The following is a 21,978-nucleotide window of genomic DNA, read 5'->3' as shown; positions in this document are numbered from 1 at the left end:
TATGGTCTCAATATTTCATCAAAAAATCATAAAGAACAAACTATTCCTATATCTTTGTAAAGCGTTCCAAACATATTTATAGAATGAACATTAAAATTTTAAGTATTCTTAGCCTTTTTATAGTGATATATTCATGTAAAAAAACTGAAGAAAATATTGCTAATGATGCAGATACCAAAAATAATACTCAAGAATTAACCGAAAGTGATATATCTAAGCTTGATTTTATTGATTTTGGTTTAGATGAAAAAACTGAAGGCGCAATTGAAAACTGGCAAGAATATTATCAGCTTGTAGATATTGTAAAAAAGGTGAAAAAGGCTGATTTAGTGTTTTTTAAAGACAACAATAAAGCTATTATAACGCTTTTAAAAGATTTAAAAAAGAATATCCCTGAGCCCGTAAACACTCCAGCTACTTTGGCTAGAATACTGGTTTTAGAAACTAAAATTTTTAAATTAGAAAGCTTATCTAATCTATCAACCACAAGAAAAGAGGAGCTTTTATCTACTATAAAAGAGTTTTTAGTTGCAGTCTCTAATTTAAACTTTCAAATGAATAAAAAGTTAGAGAAAGACAATCAGAATATTCAAAAGCCTCAATAAAAAAAATTCATTTATTAAAAATTTATAAAAAAAAGCACCGATTCTAAATTTAGAATCGGTGCTTTTTTTTATAATCTTTTTTATCTAATTTTTTGATTGTGTAGCTGCCTGTGTTTGCGCTTGTTTTTGTCTTAATAACTCATTTTTAGTAATTTGAATTAAATTAAAATTAGGAGCTGTTTTTAAAGTTTCATCTAAAATATCAACTGCTTTATCAATATTAGCATTTTTATCTTGACTAAAAACAACTATAGCTTTTAAATACATAAAAGCCGCTTTTAAAGACACTTGATAAGGTTGCTGTGTTTCATAAAATGCCTTTGTCATGTCATCTTTTGCATTTGCAACACCATAAGTAATATGCTTTAAGGCTTCATCAAATTTTTGGGTTTGCAAATTTAATTCTGCTAACTCATAAGCAACAAGTGCATTTGGGTTTCTTTTAAAAAGCTCTTCAAAATGACCAATAGCTAACTCTGGTCTTTTAACAGACTTTAAAGACAGTGCTTTAACCTCAACTGCAATATCAGAATCTCCAACTTTTTTTTCTATACCAATAGTATTTAATGCCTGTACATACTTACCCTCACTCATATAAATATAAGCCAAAGTATCTTGTCTTGCCTTTAATGGAGATAAAACATTTAAGTGAGTCATAGCATTAATTATCCCTTGTACATCGCCTTGAGCTTTCATTTGCTTGTAATAAGCTTCGTAGTGTTTTATTAAATCTGGATTGCTTTGTGCGTTTATTTGGAAAAATCCAGCCAAAAAAACTAACATTAAAAATCGTTTCATTTTTACTTTTTTAAATTTCGCTAAAACTATAAAAAAATAGCATGTAATATCTTAAAAGAATGCTAATTATTTAAAATTTTAAATTATCGTGAAATTAACTTTGTTTTTTAAAGGATTGCTCTCTTTTAGGAAAACTCAAAAAAAATAAGTATATTTAAGATTACTAAATTTTAAATATTATGGGAATTAAAAGTTTTCAAGGTGCTAGAAGACAAAAAACAAATACTACAGATGCTACACCACTAAAGGTAAGTGATTATATGACAAGGGATTTGGTTACATTTTCTCCTAACCAAACCATTGAAAGCGTTATGCAGGCTATTATTAAACATAGAATTTCGGGTGGCCCGGTGGTAAATGAAAAAAACGAATTAATAGGTGTTATATCTGAAGGTGATTGTATTAAGCAAATTAGCGAAAGCCGTTATTATAATATGCCAATGCAAGATAAAACTATTGAAAAACACATGGCTTTAGATGTTGAAACTATTGATGGAAACATGAATATTTTTGATGCTGCCAATAAGTTTTTGCAGGCAAAAAGGCGTCGCTTTCCGATTGTTGAAAACGGTAAATTAGTAGGGCAAATTAGCCAAAAAGATGTGCTTAAAGCTGCCATGACACTAAAAGGTCAGAATTGGAAGTAATAACATACACTTTTTTAATAATCTGACGCCTTAGGTTCGTCTATGAATTAGTGTTTTCTTTTTGTTTTTTTAATACCGTGATATTGGGATACGAAAGTTCTGGAGCTCTGTTCTCCTTGCACTAATTAAATCAGTGATTATTATTTTTTGATTTCCGCTGCTCTCTAATGTAGCAATTTTAGAATTTTCATATCCAGAAACAGATTTGTCTATTGCTTTCCATTTTGCAACACCTCCAACGGTAATAACTTCGCCAACTTCAATAATCCTTTCAGTATATCTTAAGGTTTTATTAAAACCAAACCAGTTTTCACTTTCAATACCAAAATCATCTAAAACTTTTTTAAATTCTGGTGTTGGGTCGTTAAATGTTCCAGAGGAAATACTAGTGTCTTCTACCAAATAACCATAATAGTTTTTGGGCGATTTTCTTGGTTTAACTATAACAACTTCTCCATTTTTTTCAATAAAAAAATCTTGAATATCTTCTTTTTCAATTAGAGTTTTCCAACGAGAATGCTTTCCTGTTCTCACCTTTCTTTCAATTTTAAAAAGGTATGCAACACATTTACGTTTACTATAAGGCATAACAAATGGTTCATGAACATGTAATACCTTGCCAGTTACCTTAGTTAATTCATCCGTTTTAAAACTCAAAATATGCTTGAATTTAAACTTTGATAATTTTCTAAGGATAATCTGTTTCCTATTAAAATAATAGATTAAAAAAATTACTACAACAATTAAAATTGGAATAAGTATGCTTAACAATTCTAGAGTCATAAAAATATTTACTTATTAGTACTTAATTAGATAAAAATGTTACTTAAGATTCTCTTTTTACCAGCGCATAATAATCGCCTTCTAAAGGCAAATACCCTTGATTATAAACAAAGTAATAAATAGCCCCTGCCTTTGTAGTGTAAATACTTGTGAAGTAATTAAAATCGAAACCCTTTTCAATAAGTTTTGAACGGGATATTTTTGTTTTTTGGTTTGGGTTTAACTCTTCTAAAATTCTGTAATTTTTGCGTAACCTGTTATTGGTGTTTCTAATTAAATTTTTACTGTCTTTATTTATCTTGTTGTTATAAGAATTTCTGCAACCATCACTACAGAATTTTTTATCGATTCTACCAACAATTTTATCACCACATTCTAAACATTGTTTACTCATAATCTTCTTTATTTAATTCATACCAATTAACCTTAACATCTTCATAAGAAAACACTTCTTTAAATTGTAATCCTATCTTTTTTAGCACCTTATTTGAAGCAATGTTTTTTGTCTCAGCAGCTCCTACTATAGTTTTAAGTTTTAGTTCCTTAAAACCAAAATCGAGCATCTTGAAAGATGATTCAGATGCATAGCCCTTCCCCCAATATCTTTTAATGAAACGATAGCCTATATCATAAAAATCTCGTTTTTTACCCAAAGCTTCATTGTCTCCGGTATTAAATTTTAGCCCTGTCCAACCAATAAAGTTGCCCGATGATTTTTCAATAGCTGCAAATCTACCAATACCTCGCTCTTTGTATTGATTAAGAACACTTTCTAGTATTTTTTGAGATTCGGCTTTAGTTTTAATAGGTTTATTTCCTAAATATCTGTGCACCTCAGGATTAGAGTCTAATTCAAACATGCCTTCTAAATCGGTTAATCTTAGTTCTCTTAAAAGAAGCCGTTCTGTTTCTATATTAAATTTCATTATTAACTAATCTATTTTACCTATTGATTCTCCAATAAAATGAATACAAATAGGAAGCATTCCAATCCATTCTGCCCAAAATAAAGAATACCACTCAAAAACATAAAAACCAGCAATTCCTATTAATAAAACTATACCACAGATAATTTTAACCAAACGTTGTTTTTTAGAGCTAAAATAAATCATCACAAAAATACTACCAGCAAAAAATAGTGTAGCAAATATTAAGTGTATTATTTCAAATTCTAAATGAGGCGTTAACACAATGCCCGCTAAAGTAATTCCTAAAATAATATTATACCATTTGGTTTTCCAAGCAGTACCATTATATATAAACATTGATGCAGCTAGCGTAATTAAAAAAACAAACCACTCACTCTTACTTGAGTATGCATAATTACTTATGCTTGATCGGGTAGAACCATCTAACCAAATTAAAACAGCAGGTGTTAAAATTAGTAATATTGACAGCGAAATTTCTAAAGTCATCAATCTTTTCCGCAATTCGTCAATAGGCGCACCAATGATTTTTACAACACTTTTTAACCTATCTTTTAGTTGTTGTATTTGCATGTTATACCCTGTTATAATTCGCTTTACAACAAATATAAGCAATTTTTAAATCGTTTACAAACGACTACAAACATTTACAAACGATTTTAAATAAGTAACAACCGAATAACATTTGGAAGCGATCGCATATTTGCAGTGTCGAAACATAAGAACTCGATAGTATTAACTGTTTAACAATTAAATTTAAAATTATGAACACACTTAGAAACAAAGTACAGTTGATTGGTAACTTAGGGAATGAGCCAGAAATCATCAATCTAGAATCAGGAAAAACATTAGCCAAATTTAACATGGCTACTAACGAAAGTTACACCAATAATAAAGGTGAAAAAATTACTGATACACAATGGCACAATATTGTAGCTTGGGGAAAAACAGCTCAAATAATTGAGAAATATGTAACCAAAGGAAAAGAAATAGCTATTGAGGGTAAATTAACATCTCGCAGTTATGATGATAAAGATGGTAATAAACGTTATATAACCGAAGTGGTTTGCAATGAATTATTAATGCTAGGAAAATAGAATAATATTATTTGTATTTAGCCAACTAAATTAATTGTAAAGAACTTGATTTAGTTGGCTTTTTTTTGAATTATTCACAATAAGAACTACATAAACTACAAAAACAATAAAATTTTAGCTAGCCCACAATCTTTAAATTATCCTTTAGTATTTTTGTAGTTAATCTCAATTAGATTGATATTATGTCTGTAGAACCAAAACTTGTTAGATTTAAACAAAATGTATTGTCAAAATTTCAAATATATAATAGTATATTTATGACATTACCTTTTGATTCCATTACAAAAACAGGGGTGTTATTACCTTTATTTCATGAAACCTGTGAAAAAGGTTTTGCAAAAGAAGATGACCCAACAACTATTGTCGATACTTTTTTTAAAAAATACCAAGCAAGACGTAATAAGCAAAGTCAAATAAATTTGTTATTTCGTTTTATTCAATACATTGAAAGGCAAGTTGTTTTATTTGATGCTATTGAAGATGCAGCATTTCCTATTGTTAATAACATGGAAGGGATTGGTACTTTAAGAAATCTTAAAGAATCTGCTAAAGCTGAAAATAGAATAAACGATTTAAAAGCTTATCTAGAAGAATTTAAAGTACGTATTGTTTTAACAGCTCATCCAACACAATTTTATCCAGGCTCTGTTTTAGGGATTATTACAGATTTGACTGAGGCTATAAAAGAGAATAACTTATCAGAAATTAATAACCTTTTTGCACAATTAGGAAAAACCCCCTTTTTTAAACGCGAAAAACCAACGCCATATAACGAAGCAAAAAGCCTTATTTGGTATTTAGAAAATGTATTTTATACTTCCTTTGGAGAAATTTACAATTATATACAACAAAATATTTATGATGATGGTAAAAAGCATAATGAAATTATAAATATTGGATTTTGGCCTGGTGGAGATCGAGACGGAAACCCCTTTGTAAAACCAAAAACAACCTTAAAAGTTGCTAAAAAATTAAAAAAAGCAATCCTTAAAAAATATTACCAAGATCTTAAAGCGCTAAGACGCAAACTTACCTTTAGAGGTGTTGAAAATCAAATTATTGAACTAGAAACAATTTTATATAATTACAGTATTAATTTAAACACTAAAAAAGCAATTTCTTCAAATGAGCTTATTAAAAAGTTATTAAATATTAGAAATCATATTGTTGAAGAACACCAATCTTTGTACGAAAACGAAATTAATAATTTAATAAACAGAATTCATCTTTTCGGATATCATTTTGCAACGCTAGATATTAGGCAAGATAGTAGAATTCATCATAACGTTTTTACCACAGTTATAAATCAATTAATAGAAAATGGAAGTAAATCATTCCCAAAAAACTATCATGATTTAACTGAAAAAGAACAAGTAAAAATATTATCTGAAGCAAAAAATGAATCCATAGATATAGATGCTTTTGAAGATGAAATGGTAAGAAACACTTTAAAAACCATTGAAGCTTTAAAAGACATTCAAACTACCAATGGCGAGCGAGGAGCAAACAGATATATTATAAGTAATAACCAAACTGCTTTAAATGTTATGCAACTTTTTGCCATGCTAAAAATTGTAGCTTTTGAAGATGACCTTACTGTTGATGTTGTACCACTTTTTGAAACCATTACCGATTTGGAAAATGCGCCAGCTGTAATGGAACAACTTTATACAAATACTGCGTATAAAGCCCATTTAAAAAGTCGCGGAAACAAACAAACTATTATGCTTGGATTTTCTGATGGCACCAAAGATGGCGGTTACTTAATGGCAAATTGGGGTATTTTTAAAGCTAAAGAATTACTAACTGAGATATCTAGAAAGTATGATATTACAGCTATATTTTTTGATGGTCGTGGTGGACCACCTGCTCGTGGTGGCGGAAAAACACATCAGTTTTACTCATCTTTGGGTCCAACAATTGAAGACAAAGAAGTACAACTTACCATTCAAGGACAAACCATTAGCTCTAATTTTGGCACGCTAGATTCATCACAATACAACTTAGAGCAATTAATTAGTTCTGGTATTGATAATAGAATTTCAGGTGAACGTAACAGATTATCTGATGATGACAGATTGGTTATGAATGATTTAGCCCAAACTAGTTACCAAACCTACAAAGACTTTAAAAGTCACCCTATGTTTATTCCTTATTTAGAACGTATGAGTACTTTAAAATATTATGCAAAAACAAATATTGGAAGTAGACCATCAAAACGTGGGAATTCTGACAAGTTAGTGTTTTCAGACTTAAGAGCGATACCTTTTGTGGGCTCTTGGAGTCAATTAAAACAAAATGTTCCTGGTTTTTTTGGTGTTGGCACCGCCCTTAAAAAGTATGAAGATGCTGGTAAATTTGATAAAGTTGAAGCCCTTTATAATAACTCAAAATTCTTTAAAACACTATTGGAAAATAGCATGATGTCTTTAACAAAATCGTTTTTCGATTTAACAAAGTACATGTCTAAAGACGAGGAGTTTGGTGATTTTTGGAATATTATTCACGATGAATACATAACTACAAAAAGACTGCTTTTAAAACTTACAGGTTACGAAACATTAATGGAAAACGAGCCTTCTGGAAAGGCATCCATTGAAGTTAGAGAATCGATTGTTTTACCACTACTAACTATACAACAATACGCACTTAAAAAAATTCAGGAGCTAGAGAAAGCTGGTATTAGAGATGATAATGAAGAAAAGAAAATTTTTGAAAAAATAGTAACGCGTTCGCTTTTTGGCAATATTAATGCGAGTAGGAATTCTGCTTAACATAAAGTTTAAAATAGTATTCTTACTCGATAAAACCTTGTACTTAAATCACCAAATCTTTTCTGAATGCATTATTCCTATGAGTTGAAAATATTTTTGCTGAGAAATATAAAAGTTTTCAAACATTGAATTCATGATGCCTGTTCTAAAAAAACCTCATCTAGAAAAGGAGATATCTATTAAAAACTCATCTATTTGATTAATTTTACTTCCTCTCCATTTAATAACTTTATATGATTACCCATAAGGTTCTCCAAGATAATTCCATCTATATGACACAGCAGGCTAACCTATAAACAAAAAAAGGATGCCTTACATAAAGCAAAACATCCTTTTAAACTAACAACTAAACTAAAACTAATTAATGCTCATTCAATCTAAAGTCTGGGTATGCATCCATACCATGTTCGTGAGTATCTAAACCTTCTAATTCTTCTTTTTCAGAAACTCTTATTCCTATTGTTTTCTTAAGCGTGAAAATTATAATAAATGATGTTATTATACAAAATCCTGCATAACAAGCCACTCCTATAAATTGGGCTAAAAGCGTATGATCTGGATTAGTAGAAAATATACCAACAGCTAATGTTCCCCAAATTCCACAAATTAAGTGTACTGCAATTGCTCCGACAGGATCATCTAATTTAATTGCATCAATAAAACTAACGGCAAATACAATTAAAGCTCCGGCAATTGCACCAATAAGAATAGCACTTTCTGGAGTCATTACATCTGCACCTGCAGTAATCCCAACTAATCCTCCTAAAATTCCGTTTAAAAACATAGTTAAATCTAAATTTTTATATTTTAAGAAAGATACTAAAGCAGCAACCACACCACCCGCAGCCGCAGCTAAACATGTAGTAACTAAAGTTAACGATGTTAATTCTGGATCTGCAGAAAGCACTGACCCGCCATTAAATCCAAACCATCCTAACCAAAGGATTAATACTCCTGCAGTAGCCAAAGGAATACTGTGACCAGGAATTGCTTGAGGCTTCCCATCTTTAAATTTACCAATTCTAGAACCTAATAACCAAACAGCAATTAAAGCAGCCCATCCGCCAACAGAGTGAACTAAAGTTGAACCTGCAAAATCATAAAATCCTAATTCGTCTAAAAATCCGCCACCCCATTTCCATGAACCTGCGATTGGATATACTAATCCGACATAGATTACTGTAAAAATCATAAATGCTCCAATCTTCATACGTTCTGCTACAGCTCCAGAAACTATAGTTGCTGCAGTTGCTGCAAACATACCTTGAAATAGAAAGTCTGTCCACCACGTATAACCACCATCTGCATAATCAGGAGTCATTCCATTTTCAGGAGCCCCTATTCCGGGAACTATTGACCCTAAGTACCCGTTAAATTCACCTGGATACATTAAATTAAAACCTATTAGATAGTACAATAACAACCCAACTGTTATAATAAATATATTCTTAAATAAAATATTAATTGTATTTTTTTGTCTTGTTAACCCAATTTCTAAAAATGCAAAACCAGTGTGCATAAAGAAAACGAGTGCCGTACAGACCATCATCCATACGTTATTAGCCGTAAATAATCCTTCCATAATTTAAATTATTTTAAATGTTATTATTTTAAAGTGTCTCCACCCTTTTCTCCTGTTCTTATTCTGTAGCATTCAGATATATCTGAAACAAATATTTTTCCATCGCCTACTTCTCCTGTACTTGCCGAACTAAGAATGGTTTTAATGGTTATGTCTTCAAAATCATCGTTAACTACTATTGATAAATATCTTCTTTGAATATCACTAGTGCTATAGGACACTCCTCTATACACATGACCTTCTTTTTCATTCCCTAGCCCTGTTACATCCCAGTAAGAGAAAAAATTCACTCCAACTTCATGCAATGCATCTCTCACGGCACTATACTTGGATTTTCTAATAATCGCTTCTACTTTTTTCATGATTAATTATTTATTATTTAGTTAAGAGACAAAACAAGTGTTATAATTAACCTAGTAACAACACTTGTCTTATCTGTTTTTATTATTAACATATTTCTAGAACGAGTAGATTGCTGCTAACACAAAAGACCCTAAGCTTTTAGAAGCCGCTAAATCATTATCCCAGAAAGCTTCTTCTGAGGCGCTATCTAGTCTTATTTCTGGTTTAATTGTTAAGTTATCTATAGCCAAACTACCTGTTAGAGTAAGTGCAAATACTGAAGAATCACCGTCAGCATCAGAAGCTCCAATAGCTCCAAAAAACTCCGTTTCTGCAAAGTACTCACCTCTTAAACCAATACTAAATGCTTCAGAAGTAGCCAATTGTGGATATAACGCTACTCCAGTAAATGTGCCTCCGTCATCTTCAACAGATAAATGTGCAGCATTAATACCTAAAAAGAAATCATCAGATAAATCAAATCCACCTGTAAAATCTATTTCTGTAAACGATGGGTCTAACAAAAAGTTTAAATACTGACCCGCATATCCTAATTGGGCACCAAAAGCATAATCGCCAGTTGGGTTAAATTCAGTTAAATCTGTGTCATTAAATACACCTAACATTAAGCTAAAATCTTCAGACAATGCAATATCTGCCTTTAAACCCGTATGGCTAAATGGCCCATAAGAGAATAAATAAGATGTACTGTAGTTAAAATTTGCAACTGGAGAAATAACTTCATACCCTAAAAAGGTGTTAAAGTTACCCATTGTAAGTGTTACAGACTCACTTACATTCCAGTAAGCGTATAACTGATTTACAATATTCCCTGAAGCAGAATACATTGGAGAGGCAAAAATAGCATCAGTACCTCTAGGACCAAATACTAAATCGGCAACAAAACCAACTTTTTCGCCTTCATATGAAGCTACTACGTTAGCCATACCTAAAGCAAAACCAGGTAAATTAGCAAAAGAGGAGCCTGGTGCAATAGAGTTTTCATCATTAGGCGCAGTAAAGTTTGCTCTATAGTATGCATCTACGCTACCCGTAAAATCAAATTTCTTTTTACTTTCTTCTTCTTGTGCAAATAATGCAGTTACCATAACTAGCATTAAAAAAGTTGTAATTTTTTTCATAATGTTCATTTTTTCAATTATTAATTCTTTAAATATGTGTTTTGAACAGATCAAAATTATATAAAAAATATTTTACCCCATAAAAAATAGGGTATATTGATTCATTTTTATTCATATTTATATTTTTACCCTATTTTTTTAAGGGTATTTATATTTTTAATTGTAATTTTATTATTTTGATAATTTGCTTTTAAATATTTACAAACCATTTTGTTTGTTAATTAATTTTGTTTTTATCTAAATCCTGTATTATTGTTATTAACGCACACTTACATATTTATTGATTGAATATTTATCAAAATATTTTTGTTTGATTGATATATAATTAGTTTTACATTCTCTAAATTTTCAAAATCGAAATAATGATTTATCCCCTGTAATTATTCAAATGTTAGTGCGTATCTTAGCTTTTCAACTCATGTTTTTTAACTTAAAATTTGTTGATTATGCTGAAGAAACAAGGACTTTATTTACCCGAATTTGAACATGAAAATTGTGGCGCAGGTTTTATATGTAATCTTAAAGGAGAAAAAACCAATCAAATTATACACGATGCTCTAGAGATTTTAGTAAAACTAGAGCACAGAGGTGGCGTTAGTGCCGATGGAAAAACAGGTGATGGTGCTGGCTTATTAATTGACATTCCTCACACATACTTTAAAAGAGTTTGCGATTTTAAAATTCCTGTACAAGGCAAATATGCCGTAGGTATGGTGTTTTTACCTAAAAACGTAAACCAATATAAATTTTGTAAAGACACTTTTGAAAAAGAAATTATTGAACAAGGGCTTTCTGTTTTAGGTTGGAGAGATGTTCCTGTAGACGCTTCTCATTTAGGAGAAATTGCTTTAGCTTCAGAACCAAATATCGAGCAACTTTTTGTAGAGAAAACTAATGATATTTCTGAAGATGTTTTTAAAGCAAAACTCTATGCTGCTCGTAAAATAACCGAACACACAATTGCTAACTCAAAAATGTCTGAAGCTTCTTATTTTTATGTATCGAGTTTATCTACAACTACACTTATATATAAAGGTATCATAATGCCTGAAGATATTGGATTATATTATAAAGATTTACAAGAAACCGATTTAGTAACTCGACTTGCATTAGTGCACCAGCGTTTTTCTACCAACACGATGCCAACATGGGAGTTGGCACAACCATTCAGGTTTATGTGCCAAAACGGTGAAATAAATACGCTTCGTGGTAATGTGAGTAGAATGCGTGTGCGAGAAGAAATTATGAAAAGTGAGGTTTTTGGCCCTCAAATAGATAAATTATTCCCAATTATTTTACCAGGAAAATCAGATTCTGCATCTATGGATATGGTGGTAGAATTACTAACACATACAGGACGTTCGTTACCAGAAGTGATGATGATGATGATTCCTGAAGCTTGGGAAAAACACAAAACCATGTCGCCAGAGCGTAAAGCCTTTTATGAATATAATAGCTGTATTATGGAACCTTGGGACGGGCCAGCTTCGGTGCCATTTACAGACGGTAATTATATTGGCGCTTTGTTAGACCGTAACGGATTAAGACCTTCAAGATACACTGTTACTAAAAGCGGTAAACTCATTATGTCCTCTGAAATAGGTGTAGTTGATATTGCACCAGAAGATGTAGAAAGTCACGGTCGTTTAGAACCAGGAAAAATGTTTTTGGTTGACATGAATGAAGGGCGCATTATAAACGATGAAGAAATTAAAAGTAAAATTGTTAGAGAAAGACCCTATCAAAAATGGTTAGATAAAACCAGATTACACTTAAAAGATATTCCTTATAATAATGAAACTTGCCCAATTGAAACTATTGATTTAAAAACAAGGCAGCGATTATTTAATTATACTTTCGAGGATATTCAAGAAGTTATCACACCAATGGCTATAGTTGGCAAAGAAGCTTTAGGTTCAATGGGGATTGACACCCCTTTGGCTGTTTTGTCAGATAGACCTCAACTTATTTCAAACTATTTTAAGCAGTTATTTGCTCAAGTTACCAATCCGCCTTTAGATGGTATTCGCGAAGAAATAGTAACGGATATTAGTTTAAATTTAGGTAAAGACCGTAATATTTTTAGTATTACCGAAAGACAATGTAGAAAACTAAAAATTCAAAATCCGGTAATTTCAAATGCCGATTTAGAAAAAATAAGATGCATTTCGGTTGAAAGCTTTAAAGCCGAAACCATAGAAATGCTTTATCCAAAAGCGCAAGGACTTAACGGACTTGAAGATGCTTTAGACAATATTATTATTCAAATTGAAAAGGCACTAGACAGAAAAACAAACATCATTATTTTATCAGATAGAGGTGTTAATAAAGAAATGGCTCCAATTCCGGCATTATTAGCTTGTTCGTATGTAAATCATCAAATGAATCGTTTACGTAAGCGTTCGTATTTCGATATTATTATCGAATCGGCAGAACCTCGCGAACCTCATCATTTTGCCACTTTATTTGGTTATGGTGCTAGTGCAGTTAATCCGTATATGGTTAACGAAATTATTAGAACGCAAGTTAAAGAAGGCTTCATTACTGGTATGGACGAACAAAAAGCTGTTGATAATTTCAACAAAGCTATTGGAAAAGGCATCTTGAAAATAATGAACAAAATAGGTATCTCAACACTGCATTCGTACCGAGGTTCTCAAATTTTTGAAATCGTTGGTTTTAACTCACAATTTGTAGAAAAATATTTTCCATATACCACTTCAAGAATTGAAGGTATTGGCTTATACGAAATTGAAAAAGAAATTAATGATCGTTACAAATATGCTTATCCAGACAAGTTAATAGATAAACGCTTAGGATTAAATATTGGGGGCGACTATAGATGGAGGCGTAATGGCGAAAGACACATGTTTAATCCAACAACCGTTGCTAAATTACAACAAGCAGTTCGTTTAAGCGATCAAGCCAGCTACGATGTTTATGCCAAAGCAGTTAATGAGCAGTCTGAAAATTTAATGACTATTCGCGGTTTATTTGAATTTGATAATTTAGACCCAATACCTTTAGATGAAGTAGAACCTTGGACAGAAATCGTAAAGCGCTTTAAAACAGGAGCCATGTCTTACGGATCTATTTCTCGTGAAGCTCATGAAAATTTAGCCATAGCCATGAACCGTATTGGTGGAAAATCTAACTCTGGAGAAGGCGGTGAGGACAGAAACCGTTTTCAACCAGACGCTAATGGCGACAGCCGAAACTCTGCAATAAAACAAGTAGCTTCTGGTCGTTTTGGAGTGACTTCGCATTACTTAACCAATGCCAAAGAAATTCAAATTAAAATGGCACAAGGTGCTAAACCTGGAGAAGGCGGACAATTACCAGGAGAAAAAGTATTACCATGGATTGCCGCAGCAAGAAACTCCACACCCTTTGTTGGATTGATTTCACCACCACCGCATCACGATATTTATTCTATTGAAGATTTAGCACAATTAATTTACGATTTAAAAAATGCCAATCGCGAAGCACGAATTAATGTCAAATTAGTATCAGAAGTTGGAGTTGGTACCATAGCAGCCGGTGTAGCCAAAGCAAAAGCCGATGTTGTTTTAATAGCCGGTTACGATGGAGGAACAGGAGCTTCTCCTTTAACCTCCTTAAAACATGCAGGATTACCTTGGGAACTTGGTTTAGCCGAAGCCCAACAAACCCTTGTTTTAAATAATTTAAGAAGTAGAATTGTGGTGGAGTGCGACGGCCAATTAAAAACAGGTAGAGATGTTGCCATTGCTACATTATTAGGTGCAGAAGAATTTGGTTTTGCAACGGCACCATTGGTAGCCTCAGGTTGTATTATGATGCGCAAATGTCATTTAAATACTTGTCCAGTTGGTATCGCAACTCAAGATAAGGAATTACGCAAAAACTTTAAAGGCACACCAGAACACGTTATTAATTTCTTCTATTATATCGCTGAAGAATTAAGAGCTATTATGGCACAATTAGGATTTAGAACCATGGATGAAATGATTGGTCAAACTCATAAAATAAACGCCAATAAAGCTATTACTCATTATAAAGCAAAAGGCTTAGATTTATCTTCAATCTTACATAGACCTGCCATTTATAGTGAATTGGATGTAAAAAATTCTGAAAAGCAAGATCATGTTTTAGATGATGTTATGGATTTTCAAATTTTAAAAGATTCACATCGCGCTTTATATAGAAAAGAAAAAATGACTTTAGCATATCCAATTAATAATATAAACAGAACAGTTGGCGCTATTATAAGTAACGAAATTTCTAAAAAATATGGGCATCTAGGGTTACCCGAAGACACCTTAAATATTAATTTTACAGGTTCTGCTGGTCAGAGTTTTGGAGCTTTTGGAGCTCACGGATTAACGTTTAAGTTAGAAGGCAATTCAAATGATTATTTAGGCAAAGGGCTATCTGGTGCTAAACTCATTGTAAAGAAACCAACAAAAGCAGATTTTTTAGCAGAAAACAACATTATAGTTGGTAATGTTTGTCTCTTTGGTGCTGTTGAAGGCGAAGCTTATATAAACGGTATTGCAGGCGAACGTTTTGCAGTTCGTAATTCTGGTGCAACTGCTGTTGTAGAAGGTGTTGGAGACCACTGTTGCGAGTATATGACTGGCGGAAAAGTAGTGGTTCTTGGTAAGACAGGAAGAAACTTTGCTGCTGGAATGAGTGGTGGAATTGCTTATGTATATGATCCAGAAAATAAATTTGTAAATGGATTATGCAATACTGAAACCATTGAATTTGAAGACATTTTAGATGAAGATGCTAAAGATTTAAAAAGTATCGTTGAAAAACATGTGTTATATACAGAAAGTCAACTTGGTAAGAAATTATTAGCCAATTGGGATAGCAGCTTAAAAGATTTTGTTCGTGTAATGCCAACAGAATACAAAAAAGCATTAGAGCGTTTAGCAAAAGGAGAAGTTATTGTTGAAGAATTAGAAATAGCATAATACGATGGGAAAAGTAACAGGTTTTAAAGAGTTTGAAAGACAAGATGAAGCATACACGCCTGTAAAAGACCGTGTAAAGCATTATAAAGAATTTACTGTTCCTCTTTCTGAGGAAGAACAGAAAAAGCAAGGGTCGCGTTGTATGGATTGTGGGATTCCATTTTGCCATAGTGGTTGCCCATTAGGGAATTTAATCCCAGATTTTAACCACATGGTGCATCAAGGTGAGTGGCAAAAAGCTTCTTGGATATTACATTCAACAAATAATTTTCCAGAATTTACAGGTCGCTTATGTCCTGCACCATGCGAACAAGCATGTGTTTTAGGCATTATAGAAGACCCTATTTCTATAGAAAATATCGAAAAAAATATTGTAGAACGCGCCTTTAAAGAAGGTTGGATTAAGCCGCAACCACCAAAAACAAGAACCGGGAAAAAAATTGCTGTTGTAGGTTCTGGACCTGCTGGATTAGCAACCGCACAGCAACTAAATAGAGCTGGACATACCGTTACCGTTTTTGAACGCGATGATGAAATAGGTGGATTATTACGCTATGGCATCCCTAATTTTAAAATGGAAAAAGAAATTATCGATCGTCGTCTTGCCATTTTAGAAGCCGAAGGCATCACATTTAAAACCAATGTAAATGTTGGTGTTAATTATAATGTTGAAGACCTAAAAGCTTTTGATGCCGTAGTTTTGTGCGGTGGTGCTACTGAAAGACGTAGCTTACCTACTCCAGGTATTGATGCTGATGGCGTTGTACAAGCGATGGACTTTTTAACACAACAAACTAAAGTCGTTTTTGGTAAAAAAGTTGAGAATCAAGTTTTAGCAACAGATAAAAATGTGATTGTTATAGGTGGTGGAGATACGGGATCAGATTGTGTTGGAACATCAAATCGTCAAGGAGCAAAATCGGTAGTAAATTTCGAGATTATGCCAAAACCTCCAGGACATCGATCGCCTACTACCCCTTGGCCTTATTGGCCTTTACAGTTAAAAACATCATCTTCTCATAAAGAAGGTGTAGAACGTAATTGGTTAATAAACACTAAAGAATTTACAACAGACAAAAACGGAAAACTTACGGCACTTAAAACTGTAAATGTAAAATGGGAAATGATTCCTGGAGAACGGCCTAAGCTCATTGAAATTAAAGGCACAGAAAAAACATGGCCATGTGATTTAGCGCTTTTAGCTTTAGGTTTTACTGGGCCAGAAAGCACTTTAGCCGATAAGCTTGGAATTAAAACTGATGCTCGTTCTAATTACAAAGCAGAATACGGAAAATACCAAACCAATATCCCAAATATATTTACAGCTGGCGATATGCGTCGCGGACAATCATTAATTGTTTGGGCTATTTCTGAAGGTAGAGAAGCTGCGCGACAAGTTGATATTTATTTAATGGGGAAATCTGATTTACCTACTAAAAATGCAGCTGGAGATTTAGTTGGCGTGTAACTTATAAGATAATTTGATAAAAAAAGGCGAACTAATTAGTTCGTCTTTTATTGTATAGTTTTTATCGTGCATTACGCATAAACTCTTCTGCCTTTTCAACCATATTTTTACTGCCACAAATAAATGGCACACGCTGATGTAACTCAGTTGGTTCAACATCCATAGTTCTTGTAAATCCATCGCTAGATTTTCCATTAGCTTGTTCTGCTAAAAATGCCATAGGATTACACTCATATAGCAAACGTAGTTTTCCGTTAGGATTTTTAGAGCTTTGTGGGTATAAATAAATGCCTCCTTTTATCATATTTCTATGAAAATCTGAAACCAAAGACCCAATATATCTGGAAGTATATGGTCTATCTTCTTCTTCTTTTTGGCAATATTTAATATAATCTTTTATCCCTTGTGGAAAATGAATATAGTTACCTTCATTTACAGAATAAATGGTGCCATCTTCAGGAAATTGCATATCTGGATGCGATAAATAAAAAGAACCAATAGCAGGGTTTAATGTAAACCCATTTACACCATCGCCGGTAGTGTAAACCAACATAGTTGATGTGCCATAAACCACATAACCTGCAGCTACTTGTTCGCTACCTTTTTGTAAAAAATCTTTAAGGTGTACTGGTGTTCCAACAGGAGTTACTCTACGGTAAATTGAAAAAATAGTTCCTACAGAAACATTTACATCTATATTTGATGAACCATCTAACGGATCAATTAAAACCACATATTTATTCTGGTGATTTTCATCTTGACTATTAATAGCTATAAAATCATCTTCCTCTTCACTAGCAATACCACAAACAATATTTCTTTTAGTTAAGGTTTGTATAAACTTATCATTAGCATATACATCTAACTTTTGTTGGTCTTCACCTTGAATATTAGTATCGCCTACAGCCCCAATAATATCAACTAAACCTGCCTTATTAACTTCATGATTAACAACTTTTGCAGCTAATCTAATTGAATTTAAAAGACTTGATAATTCACCAGAAGAATACTTAAAAGACGATTGATTTTCAATAATAAACTCACCTAAGGTTTGTTTTTTATAAGCCATAATATTACAACACTATTTGTTTATGCAAATATCTATTAATTTTTAACTAACTACAACGTTTTCGCTTAAGATTAATTTGTTGTTTTCATCTCTTTAAATAATCTGTTTTAAACTATATTTGATGTAATTATTATGCCTATGAATTATATTATACGTAAAGCTGTAAAAAAAGACATGCCAGAAGTACATCAATTGATTAATGCTTTAGCCATTTTTGAAAAAGAAGCTGATGCTGTTGAAATTACTGTTGAAGATTTAGAAAATGATGGCTTTGGAGAATCGCCTTTATTTGAATGTTTTGTTGCCGAAATAAATAATAAAGTAGAAGGCATTGCCTTGGTGTACAATCGCTACTCGACTTGGAAAGGAAAAACAATACATCTAGAAGATTTAATTGTAAGCGACACGATGAGAGGAACTGGCTTAGGAACCGCCCTATTAGATGAAGTTATAAAATATGCTCATCAATTAGGTGTAAAACGTGTTAATTGGGAAGTACTAGATTGGAATGAGCCTGCTATTAAATTTTATGAAAAAAAAGGTGCTGATGTAAAACGCAATTGGTTTGTGGTACATTTAAATGAATTGGGTATTAAAAACTATATAGCAAACTTATAATATGCAAATATTTAAATTTGGTGGCGCATCAGTTAAAGATACTAATGGTGTAAAAAACTTAGCTGCTCTATTACAAAAAGTAGGTTATAAAAACACACTAATTATTGTTTCGGCAATGGGAAAAACCACCAATGCCATCGAGCTTGTTGTGAATAACTATTTTAATAATAAAACAGAATTACAAAGTTCAATTCAAGATGTTAAAAAATTTCATAATGAAATCCTTTTAGATTTATTTGATAACGAAAATCACTCCATTTTCAAAAAAGTTGGGTTGCTTTTTGATGAATTTAGCTCATTTTTTAAAACTAATAAATCTCCAGATTACAACTTTGTTTACGATCAAACTATTGGTTATGGAGAGTTAATTTCAACCACAATAATTAGCGAATATTTAAACACAATTGGCATAAAAAACAACTGGATAGACGTCCGTAATCAAATAAAAACTGATAATTATTATAGGCAAGCTAATGTAAATTGGGGTGAGACACAGCAATTAATAACCAAACAGTTTAACAACAACGTTTTAAATATTACACAAGGTTTTTTAGGTAGTGATTCAAATAACTTTACAACTACTTTAGGAAGAGAAGGGAGCGATTATTCGGCAGCCATTTATGCTTATTGTTTAAATGCCGAAAGCGTTACCATATGGAAAGATGTTCCGGGTGTTTTAAATGCAGATCCTAGATATTTTGAAAACGCACAATTGCTTAATAAAATATCGTATCGTGAAGCTATAGAGTTCGCTTTTTATGGGGCTTCTGTAATTCATCCAAAAACTTTACAACCTCTGCAAGGTAAAGAAATTCCGTTATATGTAAAATCATTTTTAAAACCAGAAGAAGCTGGAACAATGGTTGAAAAAAACACCATTTTAGAGCCCATGATTCCTTGCTTTATTGTAAAAAAAAACCAAGTCCTTATTTCTTTATCTTCTCTAGATTTTTCGTACATAGTTGAAAACAATATTAGCGACATTTTCAAACTTTTACATCTGTATAAAATGAAAGTCGATGTCATCCAAAACTCAGCCATTAGCTTTTCGGTTTGTGTTGATAATATTTATAATAATCTCGAAAAATTATTACATCATTTAAAAGCAAAATTTAAAGTAACATCTGTAAAAAATGTTGCTCTTTATACTATCAGGCATTATAATAACGATGCTATTAAACAAATTGAAAAAGGTAAAACCGTGTTACTAAAACAATTAACCCCAGAAACCGTTCAAATAGTAACTAAATAGTTTATTTAGTACATTTACGCTCATGACCAAACAACAAAATACTGGATTGGTAACCGCCAAAGAAGTAGCTAAAGCCATACAATTAAATAAATATGGGTTTATTGGCACTTTTTTGGGTTGGATTTTAATGAAGCTTCTTAAAATATCTACACTTAATAAAATATATAATAGGAATAAACATTTAAGCCATTTAGAATTTTTAAACAGTATTTTAGATGAATTTCAAATAAAGTTTGAAATACCTCAAGAAGATTTAAAACGACTTCCTAAAAATGGTGCTTATATAACCGTTTCAAACCATCCACTTGGTGGTATTGATGGCATTCTACTTTTAAAATTAATGCTAGAACAACGTAGTGATTTTAAAATTATAGCCAACTTTTTATTGCACAGAATTGAGCCTATGAAGCCATACATTATGCCTGTTAATCCTTTTGAGGATAGGAAAGATGTAAAATCTAGTGTAGCAGGTTTTAAAAATGCTATTCTTCATTTAAGAGAAGGTCACCCTCTTGGTATATTTCCAGCAGGTGAAGTTTCAACTTATCGTGATGGTAAATTAGTTGTTGATAAACCTTGGGAAGAGGCAGCAATGAAACTAGCTCAAAAAGCCGAAGTTCCTATTGTTCCAATTTATTTTCATGCAAAAAATAGTAAATTGTTTTATAAGCTTTCTAAAATTAGTGATACGTTTAGAACCGCCAAATTACCATCAGAATTATTAACTCAAAAACGCCGTGTTATTAAGGTGCGTATTGGTAAAGCCATTTCGGTAAACGACCAAAAAGAGCACACTACGCTTGATGGTTTCTCTGCTTTTTTAAGACGAAAAACCTATATACTATCAAATGCTTTTGAGGACAAATCGAAGATTTTAGACAATCTTTCATCAACTCTTAAAACTCCAAAAGCACCAAAAAAAATTGTAACACCTGTTAACTCTGAGACGATGGTTTCTGAAGTTAACGAACTTAAAAAAGAAGACTGCAAATTACTTACTAGTAAAAATTACGAGGTTTATTTAGCACCTGCCAAAAGTATTCCTAATATTTTAAGAGAAATTGGACGCTTACGCGAAATCACGTTTCGCGAGGTTGGAGAAGGCACCAATGAATCTATAGACCTAGATGATTTTGATAGCTATTACCACCATATGTTTCTATGGGATAATGAAAGAAATTTAATTGCTGGTGCCTATAGAATGGGATTAGGTTCACAAATTTTTGAACGCTATGGCATTGACGGATTTTACTTGCAAGATTTGTTTCGATTTGAACCCGAATTGTATAAAATGATGAGCCAATCTATTGAAATGGGTCGTGCTTTCATCATTAAAGAATATCAGCAAAAACCAATGCCTTTATTTTTACTTTGGAAAGGTATTGTACACACCACATTGCGTTACCCAAAGCATAAATTTTTAATTGGTGGCGTTAGTATTAGCAATCAGTTTTCAAATTTCTCAAAATCGTTAATGATTGAGTTTATGAAATCGCATTACTACGACCCATATATTGCGCAATACGTTCATCCTAAAAAAGAATTTAAGGTAAAATTAAAAGACGCCGATAAAGACTTTGTTTTTGATGCTACCGAAGCCGATTTAAACAAATTTGATAAAATTATTGATGAAGTTGAACCTGGGGCATTACGCTTGCCTGTACTACTTAAAAAGTACATAAAACAAAACGCAAGATTGGTGGCCTTTAATGTGGATCCGCTTTTTAATAATGCTGTTGACGGATTGATGTATATTAAAATTGCCGACTTACCCGAAAGTACTGTACGACCTGTTATGGAAGAATTTCAAGCAGAATTGGAACGTAAATTCACAGAAAGTAATGAAACTACTTAAATTATTATTTTTTGTAAGTGTTTTTATGGTAATTATACCGATGTAGAAAAAGTGCTTTT

The 21,978-nt window shown here is 32.1% G+C and carries 18 protein-coding genes; 9 read left to right on the top strand and 9 right to left on the bottom strand.

All coding sequences use genetic code 11. The annotated features are described in order from the left end of the window. Window positions 1-83: 83 nt before the first annotated feature. A complete protein-coding gene (locus tag L3X37_RS03230) occupies window positions 84-605 on the top strand; it encodes a hypothetical protein (RefSeq protein WP_237238738.1) in 522 nt (173 codons plus the stop codon). 84 nt (window positions 606-689) lie between these two features. On the opposite strand, the gene L3X37_RS03225 is transcribed toward L3X37_RS03230, so the two are convergent. Next, entirely contained in the window at window positions 690-1,403 is a 714-nt protein-coding gene (locus L3X37_RS03225; RefSeq protein ID WP_237238737.1) for a hypothetical protein, read from the bottom strand. A 179-nt stretch (window positions 1,404-1,582) separates the two neighbouring features. On the opposite strand from L3X37_RS03225, the gene L3X37_RS03220 reads away from it, so the two are divergent. Further along, on the top strand, window positions 1,583-2,050 hold the full coding sequence (locus L3X37_RS03220; protein ID WP_237238736.1) for a CBS domain-containing protein: 468 nt from the start codon (window positions 1,583-1,585) through the stop codon (window positions 2,048-2,050). 69 nt (window positions 2,051-2,119) lie between these two features. Here the strand turns inward: L3X37_RS03220 and L3X37_RS03215 are convergent, their stop codons facing one another. The 4 genes from L3X37_RS03215 to L3X37_RS03200 all read right to left on the bottom strand — a co-directional run bounded on the left by L3X37_RS03215 (window position 2,120) and on the right by L3X37_RS03200 (window position 4,332). Next, window positions 2,120-2,707 carry an E3 ubiquitin ligase family protein gene (locus L3X37_RS03215; RefSeq protein WP_237238735.1) on the bottom strand — a complete coding sequence of 196 codons (588 nt, stop codon included), beginning with the start codon at window positions 2,705-2,707 and terminating at the stop codon, window positions 2,120-2,122. Between the two features lie 169 nt (window positions 2,708-2,876). Then, complete coding sequence (locus tag L3X37_RS03210; protein WP_237238734.1) at window positions 2,877-3,227, bottom strand: hypothetical protein; 351 nt, start codon at window positions 3,225-3,227, stop codon at window positions 2,877-2,879. Then, on the bottom strand, window positions 3,220-3,759 hold the full coding sequence (locus L3X37_RS03205; RefSeq protein ID WP_237238733.1) for a GNAT family N-acetyltransferase: 540 nt from the start codon (window positions 3,757-3,759) through the stop codon (window positions 3,220-3,222). Before L3X37_RS03205 ends, L3X37_RS03210 begins: the two co-directional genes overlap by 8 nt. Window positions 3,760-3,765: 6 nt before the next feature. Then, window positions 3,766-4,332, bottom strand: coding sequence for a DUF7103 family protein (locus L3X37_RS03200; protein ID WP_237238732.1), 567 nt, complete (start codon window positions 4,330-4,332; stop codon window positions 3,766-3,768). Between the two features lie 191 nt (window positions 4,333-4,523). Here L3X37_RS03200 and L3X37_RS03195 point away from each other — a divergent pair, with 191 nt between their 5' ends. Both L3X37_RS03195 and L3X37_RS03190 read left to right on the top strand, forming a co-directional pair. Then, a complete protein-coding gene (locus L3X37_RS03195; RefSeq protein ID WP_237238731.1) occupies window positions 4,524-4,856 on the top strand; it encodes a single-stranded DNA-binding protein in 333 nt (110 codons plus the stop codon). 182 nt (window positions 4,857-5,038) lie between these two features. Beyond that, window positions 5,039-7,630, top strand: coding sequence for a phosphoenolpyruvate carboxylase (locus L3X37_RS03190; protein ID WP_237238730.1), 2,592 nt, complete (start codon window positions 5,039-5,041; stop codon window positions 7,628-7,630). A 361-nt stretch (window positions 7,631-7,991) separates the two neighbouring features. Here L3X37_RS03190 and L3X37_RS03185 read toward each other — a convergent pair whose 3' ends face one another. The 3 genes from L3X37_RS03185 to L3X37_RS03175 form a co-directional block, all read right to left on the bottom strand. Next, window positions 7,992-9,212 (bottom strand): ammonium transporter, encoded by a 1,221-nt coding sequence (locus L3X37_RS03185; RefSeq protein WP_237238729.1) that lies wholly within the window; start codon window positions 9,210-9,212, stop codon window positions 7,992-7,994. Window positions 9,213-9,235: 23 nt separating this feature from the next. Next, a complete protein-coding gene (locus L3X37_RS03180; RefSeq protein ID WP_237238728.1) occupies window positions 9,236-9,574 on the bottom strand; it encodes a P-II family nitrogen regulator in 339 nt (112 codons plus the stop codon). A 96-nt stretch (window positions 9,575-9,670) separates the two neighbouring features. Beyond that, on the bottom strand, window positions 9,671-10,696 hold the full coding sequence (locus L3X37_RS03175; RefSeq protein WP_237238727.1) for an outer membrane beta-barrel protein: 1,026 nt from the start codon (window positions 10,694-10,696) through the stop codon (window positions 9,671-9,673). A 446-nt stretch (window positions 10,697-11,142) separates the two neighbouring features. On the opposite strand from L3X37_RS03175, the gene gltB reads away from it, so the two are divergent. Together gltB and L3X37_RS03165 are read left to right on the top strand one after the other, a co-directional pair. Further along, window positions 11,143-15,657, top strand: coding sequence for a glutamate synthase large subunit (gene gltB, locus L3X37_RS03170; protein ID WP_237238726.1), 4,515 nt, complete (start codon window positions 11,143-11,145; stop codon window positions 15,655-15,657). Window positions 15,658-15,661: 4 nt separating this feature from the next. After that, window positions 15,662-17,125 (top strand): glutamate synthase subunit beta, encoded by a 1,464-nt coding sequence (locus tag L3X37_RS03165; RefSeq protein ID WP_237238725.1) that lies wholly within the window; start codon window positions 15,662-15,664, stop codon window positions 17,123-17,125. A 61-nt stretch (window positions 17,126-17,186) separates the two neighbouring features. Here the strand turns inward: L3X37_RS03165 and fbp are convergent, their stop codons facing one another. Continuing rightward, complete coding sequence (gene fbp, locus L3X37_RS03160) at window positions 17,187-18,194, bottom strand: class 1 fructose-bisphosphatase (protein ID WP_237238724.1); 1,008 nt, start codon at window positions 18,192-18,194, stop codon at window positions 17,187-17,189. Window positions 18,195-18,332: 138 nt separating this feature from the next. Here fbp and L3X37_RS03155 point away from each other — a divergent pair, with 138 nt between their 5' ends. From L3X37_RS03155 to L3X37_RS03145, 3 genes are read left to right on the top strand one after another with little or no spacing between them, the layout of a single operon-like run. After that, window positions 18,333-18,812, top strand: coding sequence for a GNAT family N-acetyltransferase (locus L3X37_RS03155; RefSeq protein ID WP_237238723.1), 480 nt, complete (start codon window positions 18,333-18,335; stop codon window positions 18,810-18,812). A gap of 1 nt (window position 18,813) precedes the next feature. Continuing rightward, complete coding sequence (locus L3X37_RS03150; protein ID WP_237238722.1) at window positions 18,814-20,064, top strand: aspartate kinase; 1,251 nt, start codon at window positions 18,814-18,816, stop codon at window positions 20,062-20,064. Window positions 20,065-20,086: 22 nt separating this feature from the next. Further along, complete coding sequence (locus tag L3X37_RS03145) at window positions 20,087-21,919, top strand: GNAT family N-acyltransferase (RefSeq protein ID WP_237238721.1); 1,833 nt, start codon at window positions 20,087-20,089, stop codon at window positions 21,917-21,919. Window positions 21,920-21,978 lie beyond the last annotated feature (59 nt).

The organism is Wocania arenilitoris (assembly GCF_021728535.1).
In the GTDB taxonomy this organism is placed as follows: Bacteria; Bacteroidota; Bacteroidia; order Flavobacteriales; family Flavobacteriaceae; genus Wocania_A; species Wocania_A arenilitoris.
This window is presented reverse-complemented; position numbering and strand designations above follow the sequence as displayed.